At 46.4% G+C, this 16,778-nt stretch carries 20 protein-coding genes; 8 read left to right on the top strand and 12 right to left on the bottom strand.

Annotated features, from left to right (window positions below; translation table 11 throughout):
* Positions 1–21 precede the first annotated feature (21 nt).
* Positions 22–1,248, bottom strand: coding sequence for an ABC transporter permease (locus tag K3G25_RS00720; protein ID WP_007409219.1), 1,227 nt, complete (start codon positions 1,246–1,248; stop codon positions 22–24).
* Positions 1,241–1,984, bottom strand: a complete 744-nt coding sequence (gene ecsA, locus K3G25_RS00715; RefSeq protein WP_003155231.1) for an ABC transporter ATP-binding protein EcsA — start codon at positions 1,982–1,984, stop codon at positions 1,241–1,243. Before ecsA ends, K3G25_RS00720 begins: the two co-directional genes overlap by 8 nt.
* Positions 1,985–2,474: 490 nt before the next feature.
* Between ecsA and K3G25_RS00710 the strand changes: the two genes are divergently transcribed.
* From K3G25_RS00710 to K3G25_RS00700, 3 genes are all read left to right on the top strand, one after another.
* Entirely contained in the window at positions 2,475–2,912 is a 438-nt protein-coding gene (locus K3G25_RS00710; RefSeq protein ID WP_021494930.1) for an HIT family protein, read from the top strand.
* Positions 2,913–3,049: 137 nt separating this feature from the next.
* On the top strand, positions 3,050–4,129 hold the full coding sequence (serC, locus tag K3G25_RS00705; protein WP_014417332.1) for a 3-phosphoserine/phosphohydroxythreonine transaminase: 1,080 nt from the start codon (positions 3,050–3,052) through the stop codon (positions 4,127–4,129).
* Positions 4,130–4,249: 120 nt separating this feature from the next.
* Positions 4,250–4,768 carry a tryptophan transporter gene (locus tag K3G25_RS00700; protein WP_014417331.1) on the top strand — a complete coding sequence of 173 codons (519 nt, stop codon included), beginning with the start codon at positions 4,250–4,252 and terminating at the stop codon, positions 4,766–4,768.
* Positions 4,769–4,825: 57 nt separating this feature from the next.
* On the opposite strand, the gene K3G25_RS00695 is transcribed toward K3G25_RS00700, so the two are convergent.
* Positions 4,826–5,017, bottom strand: coding sequence for a membrane protein YhzF (locus tag K3G25_RS00695; RefSeq protein ID WP_007409223.1), 192 nt, complete (start codon positions 5,015–5,017; stop codon positions 4,826–4,828).
* 117 nt (positions 5,018–5,134) lie between these two features.
* On the opposite strand from K3G25_RS00695, the gene K3G25_RS00690 reads away from it, so the two are divergent.
* Both K3G25_RS00690 and K3G25_RS00685 read left to right on the top strand, forming a co-directional pair.
* Complete coding sequence (locus K3G25_RS00690) at positions 5,135–5,491, top strand: YtxH domain-containing protein (protein WP_014417330.1); 357 nt, start codon at positions 5,135–5,137, stop codon at positions 5,489–5,491.
* 179 nt (positions 5,492–5,670) lie between these two features.
* On the top strand, positions 5,671–6,282 hold the full coding sequence (locus tag K3G25_RS00685; RefSeq protein ID WP_014417329.1) for an HTH-type transcriptional regulator Hpr: 612 nt from the start codon (positions 5,671–5,673) through the stop codon (positions 6,280–6,282).
* Here K3G25_RS00685 and K3G25_RS00680 read toward each other — a convergent pair.
* A complete protein-coding gene (locus K3G25_RS00680) occupies positions 6,279–6,620 on the bottom strand; it encodes a YhaI family protein (RefSeq protein WP_003155243.1) in 342 nt (113 codons plus the stop codon). The two genes, K3G25_RS00685 and K3G25_RS00680, sit on opposite strands and share 4 nt — an antisense overlap.
* Positions 6,621–6,830: 210 nt before the next feature.
* Between K3G25_RS00680 and K3G25_RS00675 the strand changes: the two genes are divergently transcribed.
* On the top strand, positions 6,831–7,361 hold the full coding sequence (locus K3G25_RS00675; RefSeq protein ID WP_007409225.1) for a DUF3267 domain-containing protein: 531 nt from the start codon (positions 6,831–6,833) through the stop codon (positions 7,359–7,361).
* A gap of 60 nt (positions 7,362–7,421) precedes the next feature.
* Positions 7,422–7,640 (top strand): hypothetical protein, encoded by a 219-nt coding sequence (locus K3G25_RS00670; protein ID WP_003155245.1) that lies wholly within the window; start codon positions 7,422–7,424, stop codon positions 7,638–7,640.
* A 56-nt stretch (positions 7,641–7,696) separates the two neighbouring features.
* On the opposite strand, the gene yhzE2 is transcribed toward K3G25_RS00670, so the two are convergent.
* Both yhzE2 and yhzE1 read right to left on the bottom strand, forming a co-directional pair.
* The gene (gene yhzE2 / locus K3G25_RS00665) at positions 7,697–7,783 is read right to left on the bottom strand and encodes a sporulation protein YhzE2 (RefSeq protein WP_003155248.1); all 87 of its coding nucleotides are present in this window, start codon (positions 7,781–7,783) and stop codon (positions 7,697–7,699) included.
* Between the two features lie 124 nt (positions 7,784–7,907).
* Positions 7,908–7,994 (bottom strand): sporulation protein YhzE1, encoded by an 87-nt coding sequence (yhzE1, locus tag K3G25_RS00660; protein WP_017417375.1) that lies wholly within the window; start codon positions 7,992–7,994, stop codon positions 7,908–7,910.
* A 158-nt stretch (positions 7,995–8,152) separates the two neighbouring features.
* On the opposite strand from yhzE1, the gene K3G25_RS00655 reads away from it, so the two are divergent.
* A complete protein-coding gene (locus tag K3G25_RS00655) occupies positions 8,153–9,004 on the top strand; it encodes a peptidylprolyl isomerase PrsA (protein ID WP_021494927.1) in 852 nt (283 codons plus the stop codon).
* A gap of 38 nt (positions 9,005–9,042) precedes the next feature.
* Here the strand turns inward: K3G25_RS00655 and K3G25_RS00650 are convergent, their stop codons facing one another.
* The 6 genes from K3G25_RS00650 to K3G25_RS00625 form a co-directional block, all read right to left on the bottom strand.
* Positions 9,043–9,270, bottom strand: coding sequence for a sporulation YhaL family protein (locus tag K3G25_RS00650; protein WP_012117207.1), 228 nt, complete (start codon positions 9,268–9,270; stop codon positions 9,043–9,045).
* Between the two features lie 114 nt (positions 9,271–9,384).
* On the bottom strand, positions 9,385–10,329 hold the full coding sequence (gene yhaM, locus K3G25_RS00645; RefSeq protein WP_003155251.1) for a 3'-5' exoribonuclease YhaM: 945 nt from the start codon (positions 10,327–10,329) through the stop codon (positions 9,385–9,387).
* A 73-nt stretch (positions 10,330–10,402) separates the two neighbouring features.
* On the bottom strand, positions 10,403–13,285 hold the full coding sequence (locus K3G25_RS00640; RefSeq protein WP_232489524.1) for an ATP-binding protein: 2,883 nt from the start codon (positions 13,283–13,285) through the stop codon (positions 10,403–10,405).
* Positions 13,282–14,505: a metallophosphoesterase family protein gene (locus K3G25_RS00635; protein WP_232489523.1), complete on the bottom strand. Its 1,224-nt coding sequence runs from the start codon at positions 14,503–14,505 to the stop codon at positions 13,282–13,284. The genes K3G25_RS00640 and K3G25_RS00635 overlap by 4 nt, the downstream gene beginning before the upstream one ends.
* 111 nt (positions 14,506–14,616) lie before the next feature.
* Positions 14,617–15,876, bottom strand: coding sequence for an ABC transporter permease (locus tag K3G25_RS00630; protein ID WP_232489522.1), 1,260 nt, complete (start codon positions 15,874–15,876; stop codon positions 14,617–14,619).
* The gene (locus K3G25_RS00625; protein WP_007409231.1) at positions 15,869–16,765 is read right to left on the bottom strand and encodes an ABC transporter ATP-binding protein; all 897 of its coding nucleotides are present in this window, start codon (positions 16,763–16,765) and stop codon (positions 15,869–15,871) included. Before K3G25_RS00625 ends, K3G25_RS00630 begins: the two co-directional genes overlap by 8 nt.
* Between the last annotated feature and the right edge of the window lie 13 nt (positions 16,766–16,778).

Here is a 16,778-nt window from a genome sequence, read left to right as displayed (position 1 = left end):
AGGTTTCAAAAACCCGATTGATTACAGCTTGCCGTACTTTTTCAATCTTCCGCCCATATACGAAGGCATGATCACAAAAATCAGAACGGCTGAAGCAACAGCCGCATACAGCGCCCCGCTGACTCCCGCGGCATAAGCTGACGCTGCACAGAACAGCAGCGCCTGCACGGTTAACGCCGATTTCATCAGCGAAAAGAAACTTTGCAGCTTCGCTTTCTGGTTGACCGGGTAAAGCTCCTGTAACGACAGATGATGAAAATGCCCGAACAGCGGCAGAAGCTGTATCCCCGTAATAAAGACGGTAAATACGGTTAACGCCGCCGTTATCCACGGATTGGCGGAAACGAGCATAATAATCAGGATAAAAATAATCGTGAGCCTGACCTGAATGCCGAGATAATCATTTGAACGCAGAAAGGCCCGCGCATACATATAGGAGAACGTTTTCCGCTGTTCAAACGGAATCATTCTGAGCAAAAAGTCGAGATACGCCCGGCGTTTTGCCTGTTTCTTCAGGTGAGGCACATCGGTAAACAGATTGGCGATTCTGTAAAACCGCTGCTTCCTTCTTAATTCATATTCAATATGGGCTTCCCATTTTAATGATTTATGTTTTGCGGCCGATGTGAAATACACATAAAGGCCGGCCATCACAATGTAGACGGCGGCAGCGTACACATAAAACGACTGTAAGACGAAGTATAAAAGCAGCATATTGCAGATAAAGCGTATGACCGCATCCATCATTTTCATGCTTCTGTCATTCATAAACGTCATCCGCCACTCCATGGCCTGATTCCACGCTTTTACCGCCAGCATCTGAATAAATACGGCGGCATACGACGCAAGCGACGCCCCCGGACTTACAGCGAAAAACAGAGGCATGCATACAAGCGACAGGGCAATAAGCGGAAACAGCTGTGACAGATAGCTGTACTTAAATGAATGCTTAAAGTATGTCCCCATTTTCGGTTCAAGCGGCAGCAGAAACACGAGGTCCGCTTCCTTTAACAGCGTCCGGACGTATGAACCGGTCAGCACAAATGAAAAGAGCACCGCCATCACCCAAAATGACGGAAAATGAACGGGAATGTCTTTGACCCACTTGCTGTACCAGCTTGCCGCGCCGGCAATAAAAAAGATCAGCACAATGACGAGATGATCATTGAGCATATATTTCATATACATTCTGGTTTCCTTTATATGCTCTTCAAGCCGGGACTGCCAAATCGTAGACATATTATTCATGGCCGGCGTCTTCCTTCGTCAGTTCGATATACAAGTCATCAAGAGCTGCGTCTTTCATGCCGAACTGCTCTCTCAGTTCTTCCAGTGTGCCGCTTGCCCGCACTTCGCCGTTATGTAAAATAATGAAAGCGTCACAGTAGCGCTCTGCCGTAGCCAGGATATGCGTTGACATCAGCACGCTTGATCCGGCTTTTTTCGCGGCGTCCATCCGCTCCAGCAATGCATTGATCGCAAGCGGGTCAAGGCCGAGAAACGGCTCGTCAATGATATAAAGCGAAGGCTCCGCGAGAAACGCGCACATGATCATGACCTTCTGCTTCATCCCTTTGGAAAAGTGAGCGGGAAACCATTTCAGCCTTTTTTCCATTCTGAATTCTTTCAGAAGCGGAGGAAGCCTTTTTTCAAGCGTTTCTTTGGAAAGGCCGTACGCCATGGCCGTCAGCTCCAAATGCTCTTTGAGCGTCAGTTCTTCATACAGCACCGGCGTTTCGGGGATGTACGTAAATTGCGAGCGGTAGCTTTCCTTATCCTCCGAAAACGTCTTGCCGTTCAGCTCGATCGAGCCTTTATGCGGGTCCATTAATCCGATAATATGCCGGATCGTCGTGCTTTTGCCCGCGCCGTTTAATCCGATGAGTCCGACAATCTGGTTCGGCTCAAGGGTGAATGAAACATTTTTTAAGACCGGGTTTCTCGTATAACCGCCGGTTAAGTCTTTTACCGATAGCAGAGACATAATTTCTCCCCTTCTGATTCGTTTTTCTTCATAGTACCAAAAATAAAGTCTGATTTGAAACGATTCCCTTTTTTTCTCACGTGAAAATCGTGCATAGTTATCGTTTTGGCGGACATCATAATGTATGTAGAAGGAAACAGCTTTAATCAACTGAAAATGAGGTGTTTATAAAAGACGTCTTAGAACAGTTGGATGAAAATCAACATGTCCTGTGCTTACAATTTCTTCACACACTGCTTTGATGATGTTCTTCATTCATGATGAAATAATCAAATGAGGTGTTTGTCCCAGGAATGATTAAGCAGACCCATAAGTCTTCATTTTAAAAACAAATGAGGTGCTTACAAAAGGCATATTCAATTTTCTGTGATAAAGCTCGTACTTCTGCATCAGGGTGAACGCGCAGCCGTTCATCCTGTTTTTTGTTTTGGCCGTTTTTGTGGTACGATGAGAATATACATATATTTCTTTTCAGGGAGGAAACCCATCTATGCACAAAGCGGACGATTGTATTTTCTGCAAAATCATTGCCGGTGACATTCCGTCTTCAAAAGTATACGAAAATGAACACGTCGCAGCGTTTCTTGATATCAGCCAGGTCACAAAAGGCCATACGCTCGTGATTCCGAAAACACATATCGAAAACGTGTACGAGTTTACGCCTGAGCTTTCTAAAGAATATTTTGAAGCGGTGCCGAAAATCGCACGCGCCATCCGCGATGAATTCGAGCCGATCGGGCTGAATATTCTCAATAACAACGGTGAAAAAGCGGGCCAATCGGTGTTCCATTTTCACATGCATATCATTCCGCGTTACGGAAAAGGCGACGGTTTCGGGGCTGTCTGGAAGCCCCACGCCGAAGACTATACGCCTGACGATCTTCAGGAGATCGCTTCAACCGTCAGAAAACGGCTTGCCTCATCTTAAAGATGAGGTTTTTTTTGCGTCCGGAAACACAAAAAACATAAAATTATATTTTTTCATATCAAAAAAATCAAAAAATTGTGATAGGATAATTGTATTATTTCTTACACTAAAGCGGAAAACAGGGAGAGATCGTAAACATGGAACGTACAACGAATTTCAATGCAGGACCCGCAGCCCTTCCACTGGATGTGCTGCAAAAAGCACAAAAAGAATTTGTCAACTTCAATGATACCGGCATGTCCGTCATGGAGCTGTCCCACCGGAGCACGGAATATGATGCGGTGCACCAAAAAGCCAAAAGCCTTCTGAAAGAACTGATGGATATTCCCGACGATTATGATATTTTATTTCTTCAAGGCGGCGCAAGCCTTCAATTCTCCATGCTGCCGATGAACTTTTTAACACCGGAAAAAACGGCGCACTTCATCGTAACAGGCGCATGGTCTGAAAAAGCACTCGCCGAGGCGAAACTGTTCGGAAACACATCCGTCACGGCAACAAGCGCAGATTCAAACCACAACCACATACCGGAAGCGGACCTCTCAGGAATCAAAGACGGCGCCTACCTGCATATTACGTCAAACAACACGATTTTCGGAACGCAGTGGAAAGAGTTCCCGAATTCACCGATCCCGCTCGTAGCCGACATGTCAAGCGACATCCTGAGCAGAAAAATTGATGTCAAAACGTTTGATGTTATCTATGGCGGAGCCCAGAAAAACCTCGGGCCGTCCGGCGTCACGGTCGTCATCATGAAAAAATCATGGCTTGAAAACGAAAACGCCAACGTCCCTAAAATTTTGAAATACTCCACTCACACAAAAGCCGACTCACTGTATAATACGCCGCCTACATTTGCGATTTATATGCTGAGCCTCGTCCTTGAATGGCTGGCTGAAAACGGCGGTGTCGAAGCGGCTGAACGGCGCAATCAGGAAAAGGCCGATGTCCTGTACGGCACAATCGACGCAAGCGGCGGGTTTTACGCGGGGCATGCCGCAAAAGACAGCCGTTCTCACATGAACGTCACGTTCACCCTCCGCGACAGCAGTCTCACGAAAAAATTCGTTGAAGAAGCGAAAGCGGCTAAAATGATCGGACTCGGAGGCCACCGCTCAGTCGGAGGCTGCAGGGCGTCTATCTACAACGCCGTCAGCCTGGCTGATTGTGAAAAACTGGCTCAGTTTATGAGAAAGTTCCAGCAGGAAAACGAATAAATTTCTTCTAACATAACGGTTCCTTTGATATACTGTTTGCATATCAATTTTTCCGGCCATCGCAATAAATGACGAGCATATTATTGGATGGCGAAAAAGCTTAGCAGAGGAGAGCTTAGTATGAAAACAAAAGAATTAGTCATTATGGCCCTGTTTGCGGCAATCGGAGCGGTGCTTCATTCCATTATGCCGCCGGTATTATTCGGAATGAAACCCGATATGATGCTTGTGATGATGTTTATGGGTATTCTGTTATTCCCCCGTGTGCAGAACGTACTGATGATCGGGATTGTAACGGGAATCATTTCCGCACTCACGACATCTTTTCCGGGCGGACAGCTTCCGAATATCATTGAAAAACCGGTAACGGCGTTTCTGTTTCTCGCGCTGGCGCTTTTGGTGAAAAAGAGCGTGAAAACAGCGGCCGCCGCCGTCATTACGATAGCCGGCACCTTCATCTCCGGTTTGCTCTTTTTGGCGCTGGCCCTTCTGATTGTCGGCCTGCCGGGCGGATTCACCGCCTTGGTGCTCGCGGTCGTCCTTCCGGCGGCTGCGCTGAACGCGATCGCCATGATCATTATGCATCCGATTGTGCAGACGATCTTAAAACGGTCCAATATGATTGAAACGGTGAAATAACCGCATACCGAAACCTCTTCCGGCCGGAAGAGGTTTTTTAATGTGTTTCAGCATGTTTTATACGAGAAGTTTTGTGAAAAAGATAAGGAACAATGCGAGGGCGGTTCCTGCTGAGCAGACAATGGCCTTTTGGCGGACGACCCGCTTCGGCGGATATGAAGCGGCCTGGCCGAGCAGTTTCAGGTAATAAACGGCGCCCGCCGCAAAGACAAGAGCCATACAAGATAAAACAATCATAAAGACAGACAACCTTCTCCCTCCTTTTCCCTTAAAAAATATGCTAAAATAAAGCAAGCTATGTATAGAAGTTTATTCTTCTGAACAAAAATGATAAAAGTTATGAGAAAAAAAACGGGGTGATTTCAAATGGCTGACGGACGTTCCCTTTTAACAGGCCTTTTCGTAGGCGGATTGATCGGAGGCGCAGCGGTGTTACTCTCGGCTCCTTCATCCGGAAAAGAGCTGCGGGGCAAAATCAAAGAGAATTGCAATTCAATTGAGGACACAATCAAACGGTTAAAAAAAGACGGAATGGCGCTTAAGGACCAGCTTGTCCAAACGGCGAAAGAAAGCGCAGAAGTCATTAAAGACGTAGGCGGAGAGCTTCAGACCAGCATTAAAAGGTGGCAGGAGGAAATCAAGCCGCACCAGCAGGATCTCCAAAAGGAAATCGCTGATATCGAAGAGAAAATCAGACAGCTGGAGAAAACCTTACAAAACTAATATCCTATACAACCAAAAAAAGTGCGGACCTATTGCGTTCCGCACTTTTTTTTGCGGTTTAAAGCCTTTCCCAGCAAAGGATTAAGAATTTATTATAAAATTCTTAAATTTTCATCTTTATTAATCTTTATTTTATTGGCATAATAGAGGAAAAGAAAATGTGAAGCAGGTGATCTGTATTGAATCGTGTTGAACCGCCTTACGATCTAAAAGAAGCTTTAATCTATACCCAAAAAATGGCGCAGCTGTCCAAAGCGCTCTGGAAATCTATCGAGAAAGACTGGCAGAATTGGCTGAAGCCGTACGACCTTAATATTAATGAGCATCATATATTATGGATTGCCTATCAGCTTAAAGGAGCTTCTATTTCAGAAATCGCCAAATTCGGCGTTATGCACGTATCAACTGCATTTAACTTTTCAAAAAAGCTTGAAGAACGGGGATATCTGAAATTTTCCAAGCGGCTGAATGATAAACGGAACACGTACATTCAGTTAACTGAAGAAGGGGAAAATGTATTCGAAAGCCTGCTTGAGGAGTTTGATCCGTCGAGGAACGCGGTGTTCAAAGGCTCACAGCCGATCTACCACTTATTCGGGAAGTTTCCTGAGGTTGAAGAATTAACCTGTGTCATCCGCCACATTTACGGCGAAGATTTTATGGAGATATTCGAGAAATCATTGACAAACATAAACAATGATTTTGAAAGTGAAGACGGAAGGCTGAAGAAAAAAACGGACGAATCGGCTGTCCATGAAACGGCTGAAGAGCTGGAACCGATCAACAGTTAATCAAAGTGCTTCATAATCTCAATAAACTCTTCCATCAGCGCTGTATAAAGCCCCTGCTCATACAGAGCAAAAATCGTTTCATGAACATCTAATTTTTCGTTCAGCTGTCCCGCAAAAAGCGCAAGGAGCTTGTCAAACGTCACAAAGCCTTGCGCTTTTTGCGACTCCAGCTCGTCCTCCAATTCGCGGCAGATCCGCCCGACCTCTTCTCCTTCTTCTTCGGTCAGCCCTTTTTCAATCATCATCGCATAAAAAGGGTACTTATCCATATCCACCGTTTTCACCAGCAATTGTATGTAATATTCTAAACGCCCGATACGCTGATCCATTGAATCCATCCGTTTCACTTCTTTCTATCTTTAATCTTATTTTAGCTGATAATGAATGGAGAAGAAAGGTTAAACCGTACATTTCCATGTTTCACCGAGCTCTTCTGTTCTTCTCTTTCCAGGTTTATTTTTTTCTTTAAAAAAGGATTGATTTTTTCTCCTGAAGAGAGTAAATTATTTTGAGATTGTATTCCATCTTTGTACGGAAGGATGACTCTGATGAATTGCTGGAAAACCATTAATCTGATCAAAGATTATGGTGCGGTTCGTTTATTATTGACTGCTGTAGGTTTTATGATCCTGTTTTTTATATGCAACTTCTTGGCATTCGGGCTGCTGCGTCCGAATATCAGTTTAAGTGACGGGCACGTGTTTGCTTTTTGTGTTCTGCTCGTTGTTACTTTATTTGTACATAAAGTCATACATGTCCTGCCGATGATCTGTAAAAAAAGAAAAAAGGAAATGAAAATGTACTTCTTGCGGATGCCGACATGGAAAGGCATACCGAAAACGACGATGCTGATTTCAACGATCAGCCCGTTTTTATTCATTACACCGTTATTGTTTTATGCCGGACTGGCATTTCCGAGACACGCTCATTACTTTTATATGATTTCGAGCATTCATGCGGGGTATTGCCTGCCTGATCTTCTGTTTGCGCTCCATCTGGTCAAAGCGCCCAAATCATGTCTGATTGACCAGGAATCCGACGGTTTTGATATTTTAGTAAAAAAAGTGCCGGAGTCTTGATGTCCCGCTGATTTTTCAGGTTACATTCTATCTTTTTTAATAAATATTTGGTAATGTAATATGGGAGCAGTTCAGAGAGAGGGGGAATCTCCCATCATTTTATTCTATTTTATCGTGGCTGCCCTGTTTATTCTTTATTTCATAAACAGGCTCACAAATACATTATGCCTTGTCAGAGAGATTCCTGAAGACCGGCAGGATAAGGTATTCCGTTTTATTAATGTATCTATTTTAATTTTACTGATCTCTTCATTCGTCGAGATCTCCTTTACTGTGTAAACAGGCAAAAAAATATGGCTGACGGAGGTCTGACCCCCGACAGCCATATTTTTTTCTTAATAAAGCCAAGAAGCGCCGATGATGATCAATAAGATGAACAGAACAACCAATAATGCAAAACCGCCTGCAAATACTTCACCCATCTCCAAAAGCACCTCCTACAAAACGTTTTATTTTTCCAATTACATCATATGCAATTTACTTCTGAAACGATTAGGCGCCCGGGTAAGAAAACGGACCGCTTTTGGAAAAAGCGATCCGTTTCGCTTAACAAATGTAAGCTGCACCTACGATGATAAGCAATATGAACAGTACTACGAGCAGCGCGAAACCGTTTGAATATCCTCCGCCCATGGTTCATTACCTCCTTTTCATGATCAATATATTTGTATGTATCAGGAAAAAGTTTGACTAGACGAATGCCCTTTATTTAAAATCTTTTTACAGAAAGCCACAATATGTTATGATACGCATATGCAATTTAATTTGGATGATTAGGAGTGTTTAAAGGAATGAAGAAAATCGCGATAGCAGCTATTACGGCAACGAGCGTCCTGGCTCTCAGCGCTTGCAGCAGCGGCGACAACGACGTAATCGCCAAGACAGATGCCGGAAATGTAACAAAAGGCGAGCTCTACACGAACATGAAAAAAACTGCGGGTGCAAGTGTGCTGACACAGCTCGTACAAGAAAAAGTATTAGCAAAAAAATACAAAGTAACGGATAAAGAAATCGATAACAAGCTGAAAGAGTACAAAACGCAGCTCGGCGATCAGTACAGCGCCCTTAAACAGCAGTACGGCGAAGATTACCTGAAAGATCAGGTGAAGTACGAACTGCTTGCACAAAAAGCGGCGAAAGACAACATCAAAGTGACTGACGCTGATACGAAAGAATATTACGACGGCTTAAAAGGTAAAATCCGTGCGAGCCACATCCTTGTCGCTGACAAAAAGACAGCTGACGAAGTGGAGAAAAAGCTGAAAAAAGGCGAGAAGTTTGAAACGCTTGCGAAAGAATACTCAACTGACACATCAAAAGACAGCGGCGGCGACCTTGGCTGGTTCGATAAAAAGTCAATGGATGAAACATTCAGCAAAGCTGCATTCGGCCTGAAAGTCGGACAAGTCAGCGATCCGGTCAAAACAAAATTCGGTTATCATATCATCAAAAAGACGGAAGAACGCGGCAAATATGATGACATGAAAAAAGAACTGAAAGAAGAAGTTCTTAAACAGAAATTAAACGACAACTCAGCTGTACAGGCGGCAATTCAAAAAGTCATGAAAAAAGCTGACGTAAAAGTGGAAGACAAAGACTTAAAAGACACGTTTAACACTTCAACATCTTCTGAATCTAAATAAAAAAACTGTGCGGGCTCTCGGCGAGCCGCACAGTTTTTTTATGCGATGGAATGATTGGAGTTTTCTTCCGCATCCCCGTTTTCACTTGCGGGCGCAGCCATACGGCGCTCGCGTTCCTGTTCCATCCGTTCAATATACACCCTTCCTTCTTTTTCAATAAACGACTGGTCAAGCTTTTCCTCTTCTTTAGCTGTTGTGAAAAGCTTATATGCGCTGAAAATAATTCCGATAATGCAAAGGTATACCCACCAAGGAAAAAATAGCACGTCGGTTTCCTCCCTTTTTCACCCAGAGTCTTTATTCTAAGCTATGCTTGATAAAGACAAGTTATGAGAGCTGAACGTAAAAAAGACCGATCATAGAGAATCGGCCTTTTTATCTTATTGATGGAAAGTCGGTTTGTAGAAAGAACGGTTTTCAAGCGCAAATACACGCTCTGTGTATTCGCCCGGCTTCACCCGTTCCAGCGCTCTGTCCATCATGATCATTTTTGCATCCAGATTATCAATGTAGTGCAGAATTTCCGCTTCTTTCACCATCGGCGGTTTCGGGCTTCCCCATTCCGCTTTTCCGTGATGGCTTAAAATCAAATGTTTCAGAATCAGCACTTCTTCAGCGTCAATCTGAAGCTCTTCGGCTGCTTTTGAAAGCTCTGTCACCATGATCGAAATGTGCCCGAGCAGATTCCCTTCCACGGTGTACGTTGTGGAGACGGGGCCTGAAAGCTCTTTTACTTTGCCGAGATCATGCAGAATGACTCCGGCATACAGTAAATCCCGGTCAAGAGACGGATACAGATCGGCAATCGCTTTTGCCAGGTTCAGCATGGACACTACATGATACGCGAGCCCGGAGACGAACTCATGGTGGTTTTTAGCCGCCGCCGGGTAATCCATGAACTCAGCCGCATATTTTTTGACCAGATGTCTTGTGATCCGCTGGATGTTTGGATTTTTCATTTCAAAAATGTATTGAGTGACGGTTTCCATCATTTCGTTTTTCGGAATCGGCGCCGTTTCCAGAAAATCATCAATGCTGACATTTTCGTTCTCACCGGCCGGCCGGATGTTTCTCAGCTTAAGCTGGTTTCGTCCGCGATAGTGATGGACATCTCCGATCACCTTCACGATCGTCTGCGCCGCGTACGTTACTTCATCAGTCGGCTTGGCATCCCACAGCTTCGCTTCGATATCTCCCGATTGGTCCTGCAGCATTAACGTCAGGAATGGTTTTCCGTTGCTTGCGATTCCTTTAGTCGAAGATTTAATCAGAAAGTATTGATCGACCTGCTCGCCGACCTCGTGCAGCATAATACCTTTTGCCATTCTATTAAAAGCTCCCTCCATATCTTACATAATACCAGTATAGCACATACCTCTTTTTTGAAAATAAACTCTTTTATGACAGGAGCCGCATGACTTGTCCGCTGTGAAAAGACCGGCTGACATGCTCATGGCAGGTGAAATAAAGTATCTGCCGCCCGCCTTCTGAAAGCTGATTCAGCACATCAAACAACCGCTGCAGCCGCTGCCTGTCAAAATGGACAAAACTGTCATCAAGTAAAAACGGCAGTGATACCGCAGACTCCCTCTCTGACGCAAGGGCAAAACGAATCGCCGCATAAAGCTGCTCGCATGCCGCCTGTGACAGTTCGCCTGCAGAAAACACCGTTCCGTCTTTCCGCATGACCATAATGGAATCATCAGCCTCGGAAAAATACAATTTGTGATAGCGTCCGTCCGTAAGCGGTCCGTATAATGCACCGGCGGTTTCTAACAGACGGGGAAGCGTCACTTTTTTATGCCGCTCCATTTTTTCCCTGATAATGTGTCTGACCGTCTGTAATGCGGCCCACTCTTTAGCGGTTTTTTTCACGCGCTCCTTCTGCATTTCTGTCTGCTGTTTTAAATCGGATACAAGCCCCGAGGACTCCAGCTGCTCTTGCTTCACCGTTAATAAAGCGGTTTGCTCACGGAGCTGCGCGCTTTTTTCCTCAAGCGTTTTTTTCTCTGTTTCCTTCTGAACGACTGTATGTTCAAGTTCGGACACTGTGCGGCTCATATACGGCTCCAGCTGTTTTCCGCCTATGCCGGACAAGTGCGTTTTGATTTCGCGCAGCTTCCGCTCTGTTTCCCGGCGGCTTTCATTCAGCCTGGCGAGTTCACAAAAGTGTTCGCGTTTTTTTGCGCCTGCCGCCATGAAAAGCTGTTTGACCTGCTGTTCGTAGTAATGAACTTCTTCGTTTAATTCACGCATTTGCTCTTGTGCATGCAGCAGATCCGTTTCGAGCGCCTGCTTTCGTTTTGCTTCCTCACGGGCCCGTTCCGCCTGCGCCAGCAAAACGTGCAGTCTTTCTTTTACGGACAGCTCCCTTCCGTCTGAAGGACTCAGCTTTTTGACCCGGTCCTCAAATGCTCTTTGCAGCTTTTGCAGCCGGCCCGCTTCAATGGTCAGCTCATGCTTGTTAAGGATTTCTTTTTTGACATCTCTCATCACATGATATGCGTCAAGAAGATGGGAAGGACTTCCTGAAAACCCCAGTTCCTTCATAAAAAGTTCCGCCTGTTTTTCAAACGGCGCCATTTCCGCCTCCCATTCTTCATATTGGCGGATGACTCTTTCATATGCCGCTTCTTTCTGTTCAAGCACGGCTTGATCCGCAATCAGCTGCTGCCGGTGCCGGCCGTCACGCCAAAGCTCTTCTTGCAGAAGATCAGCCGCTTCTTTAGAGATCGCCGGCTTCTTTTTCTTGTGTCCGGGCCCTCCTCTTTCTGACGGCAGCGGCTTTTGCATGCCGGACAGCATATACAGCAGCAGAGTGCCGGTAAAAAGGGCGGCGGGCAGCCATTCTTTTAACACAGCGAAAATCGCAATGAACAGAATGCCCGCACCGAGAAAGAGCTTTTTTTGTCTGGCGCGCTGTTTTTCCAGCTGCTGTACATGTGCCTGCCATTCGTTTCCTTCTGTATCAGCCGTTTGCTTATATGATTGTAAAGCGGCTTCTTTTTCTTTCCTGACAGCGGGGTCCAAAATGTTTTCCGCCGTCACGGCATGTTTTCGTTCGGCTTCTTCCAGCTCCAGCCGCGCTTGTTCGAACATCGCATCAAGCTGTGCCTTTCTTTCTCTTGCCTGTCCGGCGCTCTGCACGGCTTCCTGCAGCCGCCATTCATATTCATAATCGGTGTTCAGTGAAAGAATGCCGTCTTCCTCATGTCTTCCGAGCTGCTGCAATCCTGATGAAACGCGGGCAGATGTCTGCCGGATCTGTGATTGGATGGCGGCAAGCTGTTCGCCGCGCGATTCGTACATATGCTGCTCGCCGGAAAGCTCCTGCAGCTGCCGCTCTTTTTGCAGCAAGTCCTCATTTGGAGCGAGCAGCTCAGCCTGCCGCCGGAGTTCATCCGCTTTTGCCCGAAGCCCCTCAAGACGGGCCGCTTTCGGATGGAGATGCGATTCGTATTTTTCAAGCTGATGCATTCCGTCCTTCGGGAATTGCTTCAATGCTTCCGGATAAGAAGAAAGTTCGCTTTCCAAGGCTGTTTTTTTGTCTGCGAGCGGCTTTGCTTCTATCGCTGATTTTACTGTTTTGATTTCTTCAGTTATGTCTTTCAATCGTGCTTCGGCATCCTGCAAACGGCCGCCGGCGCTTTTTTTCTCTTCCAGAAGGCTGTGATAGCCCGCTTCCGCAGCTTCCGCCTGTTTCAGCTGGGCGCTGAGCCGCTTTAATGTATCCAACTCCTGATTTAAGCGGGGGTTCCGCCCGTTCGGCTTATACATCCTGTCAAGTTCTTTTGCCAGCCGCCCGTCAAGCTTTGCCGCCGCTTCCAACCCGAATAAGCTCGAATACAGGAGAAACTCGCCGATTTTGTCCCGGTTAAAAGCTTGAATCTCCTGCAGTCCGAATACATCGAACGAATAGATCGCTTCGTACAGCGCCCGGTCTGTATCGGAGAGAAGCTGTTTGAGCCATTCTCCGTCCTTGATTTCGCCTGAAGCCGTATACACTCTGACTTTTTCGGCAGCGCCTTTTGTCCGTTCGATTTTGACAGCGCCGTGATCGACATGCTTCAATTCCACAGCGCCGCCGTAAACCCCTCCGTTTTTCGGTTCGTATTTTTTTGATTTCGGAAAACCGAACAGCACGCTTTTGATAAAGGAAATCAATGTCGTTTTCCCCGCTTCATTTAACCCGTAGATCACTTGCACGGGAGAATCTGACAGCTGAAAACTTCGGTCGGAAAATTTTCCGTATTGGTAAATATGCATCGCCGTTATTTTCATCGCTGAAGCTCCTTCATCTGGCGTCTTAAAACGGCTTGAGCCTGCCGCTTAATATCCAGTATCTCTTCATCTGTAAATGAAGCCATCTGACGCCGGTATACGGGATGACGCTCAAGGGCTTCAAATACACCGCTCATGTCTGCGCATTGTTCTATGTCCTGAAGGAGCCCTTTAAAAAACGGATCGGGCGGCACGGTGTCTGTTTCTTCCGTCCGATCCTCAAGCGCAAGCGGCCAGACGAAACATTCCTCTTCGGCCTCTTCCTCCTGTAAAGCGGAAAGAAGCTCCTCCGCGATGCCTGCGGGCGCCTCCGTCCAAAAGCGGGGCGCCGCGCCGCGAAGCACCAGCCTGACACATGCCGGGCGGCCCGCCGCGCGCAAGCCGGAGAAAGTATCCGATGCGGCTTTCAGAAGTGAAGTCATATGTTCAGCTGCGGAGATATCAAGATCAATTTCCTCCCATAACACATCATGCGCTTCTTTGAATTCCCAAGACATCTCACCGTTTGCCGCCCGGACGAGATAATATCCCTTAGGCCCGGTTTCTTTTAAATGCCGGGCTTGAATATTCCCGGGGTAAATGGCGGCGGGATGCTGGGCGGACAGAACCTGCCGTTTATGAATGTGTCCGAGCGCCCAGTAATCCATGCCGCTTTTTTCAAGGTCTTCTTTCGTAAACGGGCAGTACGGGTCATGCCCTTCCGCTCCTGATAACATGCCGTGGAGCATGCCGATATGATAAGGCGCGCCGGTCATTTTCCGGTAACGGGCCGCCTGATTGACCGTTACGCTTCTTTCTTGATAGCTGCATCCGTATATGCTTGCCGCAAGCTCTCCGTTTTTAAAGAAGGATTTTTCCTCCGGTGTATCCGAGGTGAAGATATGTACATTTTCCGGCCATTCAATCGGCGTCCACTTACCGCCCAAATGATCATGGTTGCCGAATATGACGAACACTTGGATATCCGCTTCCTGTAATCTCGTAAACTGTTTTCTCAAAAACAGCTGGGCTTTTAAACTTCTGTTGGCTTCGTCAAACAGATCCCCCGAAAGCAGCACGAAATCTGCCTGCTCCCGGAGTGCCCCGTCCGTCAGACGGCGGACGCTGTGAAATGTGCTTTCTTTAATACGCGCATATACCGGTTCAGGCAGATTCGAAATGCCGTAAAACGGGCTGTCCAGATGCAGGTCAGCGGCATGAATAAACGTCAGATCAGTCATCTCGCCCTCCCCTTTCTGCAAATTGAATTACCCTTATTTTAGCACCGTTTTTATACGAATGCACGTTCTGCAAAATAAAAAAACAGCCCGGCTGTTCCGGGCTGTTTTCTCTTATTTTTTGGAGATGCGCAGCGCTTGTTTAATCGCTTTGAATCCGCTGGCGTTTCCGTAAATCAATACGCCGCCTTTGTAAATTTTCGCGCCGACCGCCGCAAAGATCACGATAGTGACCAGTGTCAGGGCGATTCCGGCCGCAGCCTGCCAAAACGGGATATCGAGCATCCCGACGCGTAAAAACATAATCATCGGCGTGAAAAACGGAATGTAAGATGTAACGGTAATAAAACCGGCGTCAGGATTGCCGATGCCGAACATGGCGATCATAAAACCTGCCACGACTAAAAAAATCATCGGCTGAATCGTCTGCTGTACGTCCTCTATCCGGCTGACAACACTGCCGAGAAACGCGGCAAGCGTCGCGTAAAGAAAATAGCCGAGCAAATAGAAAATGACGGCATAGACTATCGTCGAGACTGGAACATCCGTAAAATTGAGAAATGCACTGATCGGCGACGACGCCTCATTTTGAGGGTTCAGCTTCAGTGAGAGATAACCCGCTGCAATCAGCACCGCAAACTGTGTGATCCCCACGAGCGCGATACCGAACAGCTTGGCAAACATCTGCTGAATCGGCGGCATGCTTGAAATTAAAATTTCCATGACGCGGGACGATTTTTCCGTCGCCACTTCCATCGCAATCATGCTTGCGTACATGATAACTGAGAAGTAGATGACAAACAGCATGATGTATACAAGCCCCATTACCTGACCGAGCTCTTCCTCAGACTTCGCCCCTTTTTCCAGCGCGTCTTTGCTGACTTCCGGCGGAGTGTAGAGGCTGCTGACTTTTTCTGCCGAAATGCCAAGCTTGGCGGTTTCGACAGCGGTTTTTGTCTGGGTTAAAGCCTGCTTGAGCAGTTTATACGCTGATTCATCGGAAATGGTCAGCGCCTTGTATGCTCCTGTTATCGTTCCTTTTTGATCTTGTCTGATGATAAACAGTCCGTCCCATTCACCGTCTTTGACACGCTTTACGGCATCTTTTTCGGACTCCTTCGTCTCCATTGCCTGGAGATCATTGTCTGTATCCGCCGCTTTAAGCTGTTTTGCAAACGCCGGGTACAGCCCGCCCGTTTCATCAATCACCGCGATTTGCTGCTTGCCGTCATCCGATTGAAACACGGATATAATCGATTGCAGGTTGGTCACCGCTAATACTAATAAAACGGTAATGGCGGTCGAAATAATGAATGACTTTGCCGCGATTTTGTTTTTATATGTATGAAACAGCATAATCCAAAATTTATTCATAAACGGCCCCCACCTTTTCTATAAAAATATCATGCAGTGACGGCTCTTCCAATTCGAACTTCCGTATAAAACCTTTCCCTTGCAGGGCCCGGAAAATATCCTGAGAAACCGGTTCATTCGCGACCTGCAGTCTGATCCCGTCATTTGTTTCCTTCCATTTCACGACGCCTTCATGCGTTTTTAAAAAGCTGAGGTCATCATCTGAATGAACGGTGACATTTTTTTTGCCGAAAGACCGCTTAATGTCTTTCAGATTGCCTTGAACGACGGGTTTTCCCTTCTGGAGAATGCACAAATTCTCGCAAAGCTCTTCCACATGCTCCATTCGGTGGCTTGAAAAAACGATAGAAACGCCGCTGTTTTTCAAAGAAATAACCGCTTCTTTCAGCAGCTCGACATTCACCGGATCAAGACCGCTGAAAGGTTCATCGAGAATCAGCAGTTCAGGCTTATGCAGGACGGCCGAAATGAACTGGATTTTCTGCTGGTTTCCTTTCGACAGCTCTTCGACTTTCTTATTCTTGTAATCTGTAATGCCGAACCGCTCGAGCCATGTCATGAGCTCTTTTTCCGCCTCTTTTTTGCCCATTCCTTTTAATCTCGCCAGATAGACAAGCTGGTCACTCACCTTCACTTTCGGATACAGCCCCCGCTCTTCCGGGAGATAGCCGATTTTTTCACTGATGGAATAATTGACCGGCTGCCCTTTCCAGGTGATATGCCCGTCAGTCAGGCTTAAAAGACCTAAAATCATCCGAAAGGTCGTCGTTTTTCCCGCGCCGTTTGCGCCGAGCAGCCCGAACATTTCCCTTTCAGGTATTTGCAGGTTCAAATTGTCAACAGCGGTAAAGCTGCCGAATGTTTTCGTTACGTTTTCAATTGTAAGCACAAATCCAACTCCT

Source organism: Bacillus sp. FCW2, from assembly GCF_021228595.1.
GTDB classification, from domain to species: domain Bacteria; phylum Bacillota; class Bacilli; order Bacillales; family Bacillaceae; genus Bacillus; species Bacillus velezensis.
The sequence above is the reverse complement of the archived record's forward strand: the minus strand, read 5'-3'. Positions and strand labels throughout refer to the sequence as shown.

Excerpts from the sequence above, each read along its gene's own strand:
- K3G25_RS00630 (WP_232489522.1), bottom strand. The coding sequence starts at position 15,876 with ATGAATAAATTTTGGATTATGCTGTTTCATACATATAAAAACAAAATC.
- K3G25_RS00635 (WP_232489523.1), bottom strand. The coding sequence starts at position 14,505 with ATGACTGATCTGACGTTTATTCATGCCGCTGACCTGCATCTGGACAGC.
- yhzE1 (WP_017417375.1), bottom strand. The coding sequence starts at position 7,994 with ATGGGCGGAGGATATTCAAACGGTTTCGCGCTGCTCGTAGTACTGTTC.
- K3G25_RS00700 (WP_014417331.1), top strand. The coding sequence starts at position 4,250 with ATGAAAACAAAAGAATTAGTCATTATGGCCCTGTTTGCGGCAATCGGA.
- yhaM (WP_003155251.1), bottom strand. The coding sequence starts at position 10,329 with ATGGCAAAAGGTATTATGCTGCACGAGGTCGGCGAGCAGGTCGATCAA.
- K3G25_RS00680 (WP_003155243.1), bottom strand. The coding sequence starts at position 6,620 with ATGGATTCAATGGATCAGCGTATCGGGCGTTTAGAATATTACATACAA.
- K3G25_RS00670 (WP_003155245.1), top strand. The coding sequence starts at position 7,422 with ATGGGAGCAGTTCAGAGAGAGGGGGAATCTCCCATCATTTTATTCTAT.
- K3G25_RS00720 (WP_007409219.1), bottom strand. The coding sequence starts at position 1,248 with ATGAATAATATGTCTACGATTTGGCAGTCCCGGCTTGAAGAGCATATA.
- serC (WP_014417332.1), top strand. The coding sequence starts at position 3,050 with ATGGAACGTACAACGAATTTCAATGCAGGACCCGCAGCCCTTCCACTG.
- yhzE2 (WP_003155248.1), bottom strand. The coding sequence starts at position 7,783 with ATGGGTGAAGTATTTGCAGGCGGTTTTGCATTATTGGTTGTTCTGTTC.
- K3G25_RS00675 (WP_007409225.1), top strand. The coding sequence starts at position 6,831 with ATGAATTGCTGGAAAACCATTAATCTGATCAAAGATTATGGTGCGGTT.
- ecsA (WP_003155231.1), bottom strand. The coding sequence starts at position 1,984 with ATGTCTCTGCTATCGGTAAAAGACTTAACCGGCGGTTATACGAGAAAC.
- K3G25_RS00710 (WP_021494930.1), top strand. The coding sequence starts at position 2,475 with ATGCACAAAGCGGACGATTGTATTTTCTGCAAAATCATTGCCGGTGAC.
- K3G25_RS00690 (WP_014417330.1), top strand. The coding sequence starts at position 5,135 with ATGGCTGACGGACGTTCCCTTTTAACAGGCCTTTTCGTAGGCGGATTG.
- K3G25_RS00655 (WP_021494927.1), top strand. The coding sequence starts at position 8,153 with ATGAAGAAAATCGCGATAGCAGCTATTACGGCAACGAGCGTCCTGGCT.
- K3G25_RS00640 (WP_232489524.1), bottom strand. The coding sequence starts at position 13,285 with ATGAAAATAACGGCGATGCATATTTACCAATACGGAAAATTTTCCGAC.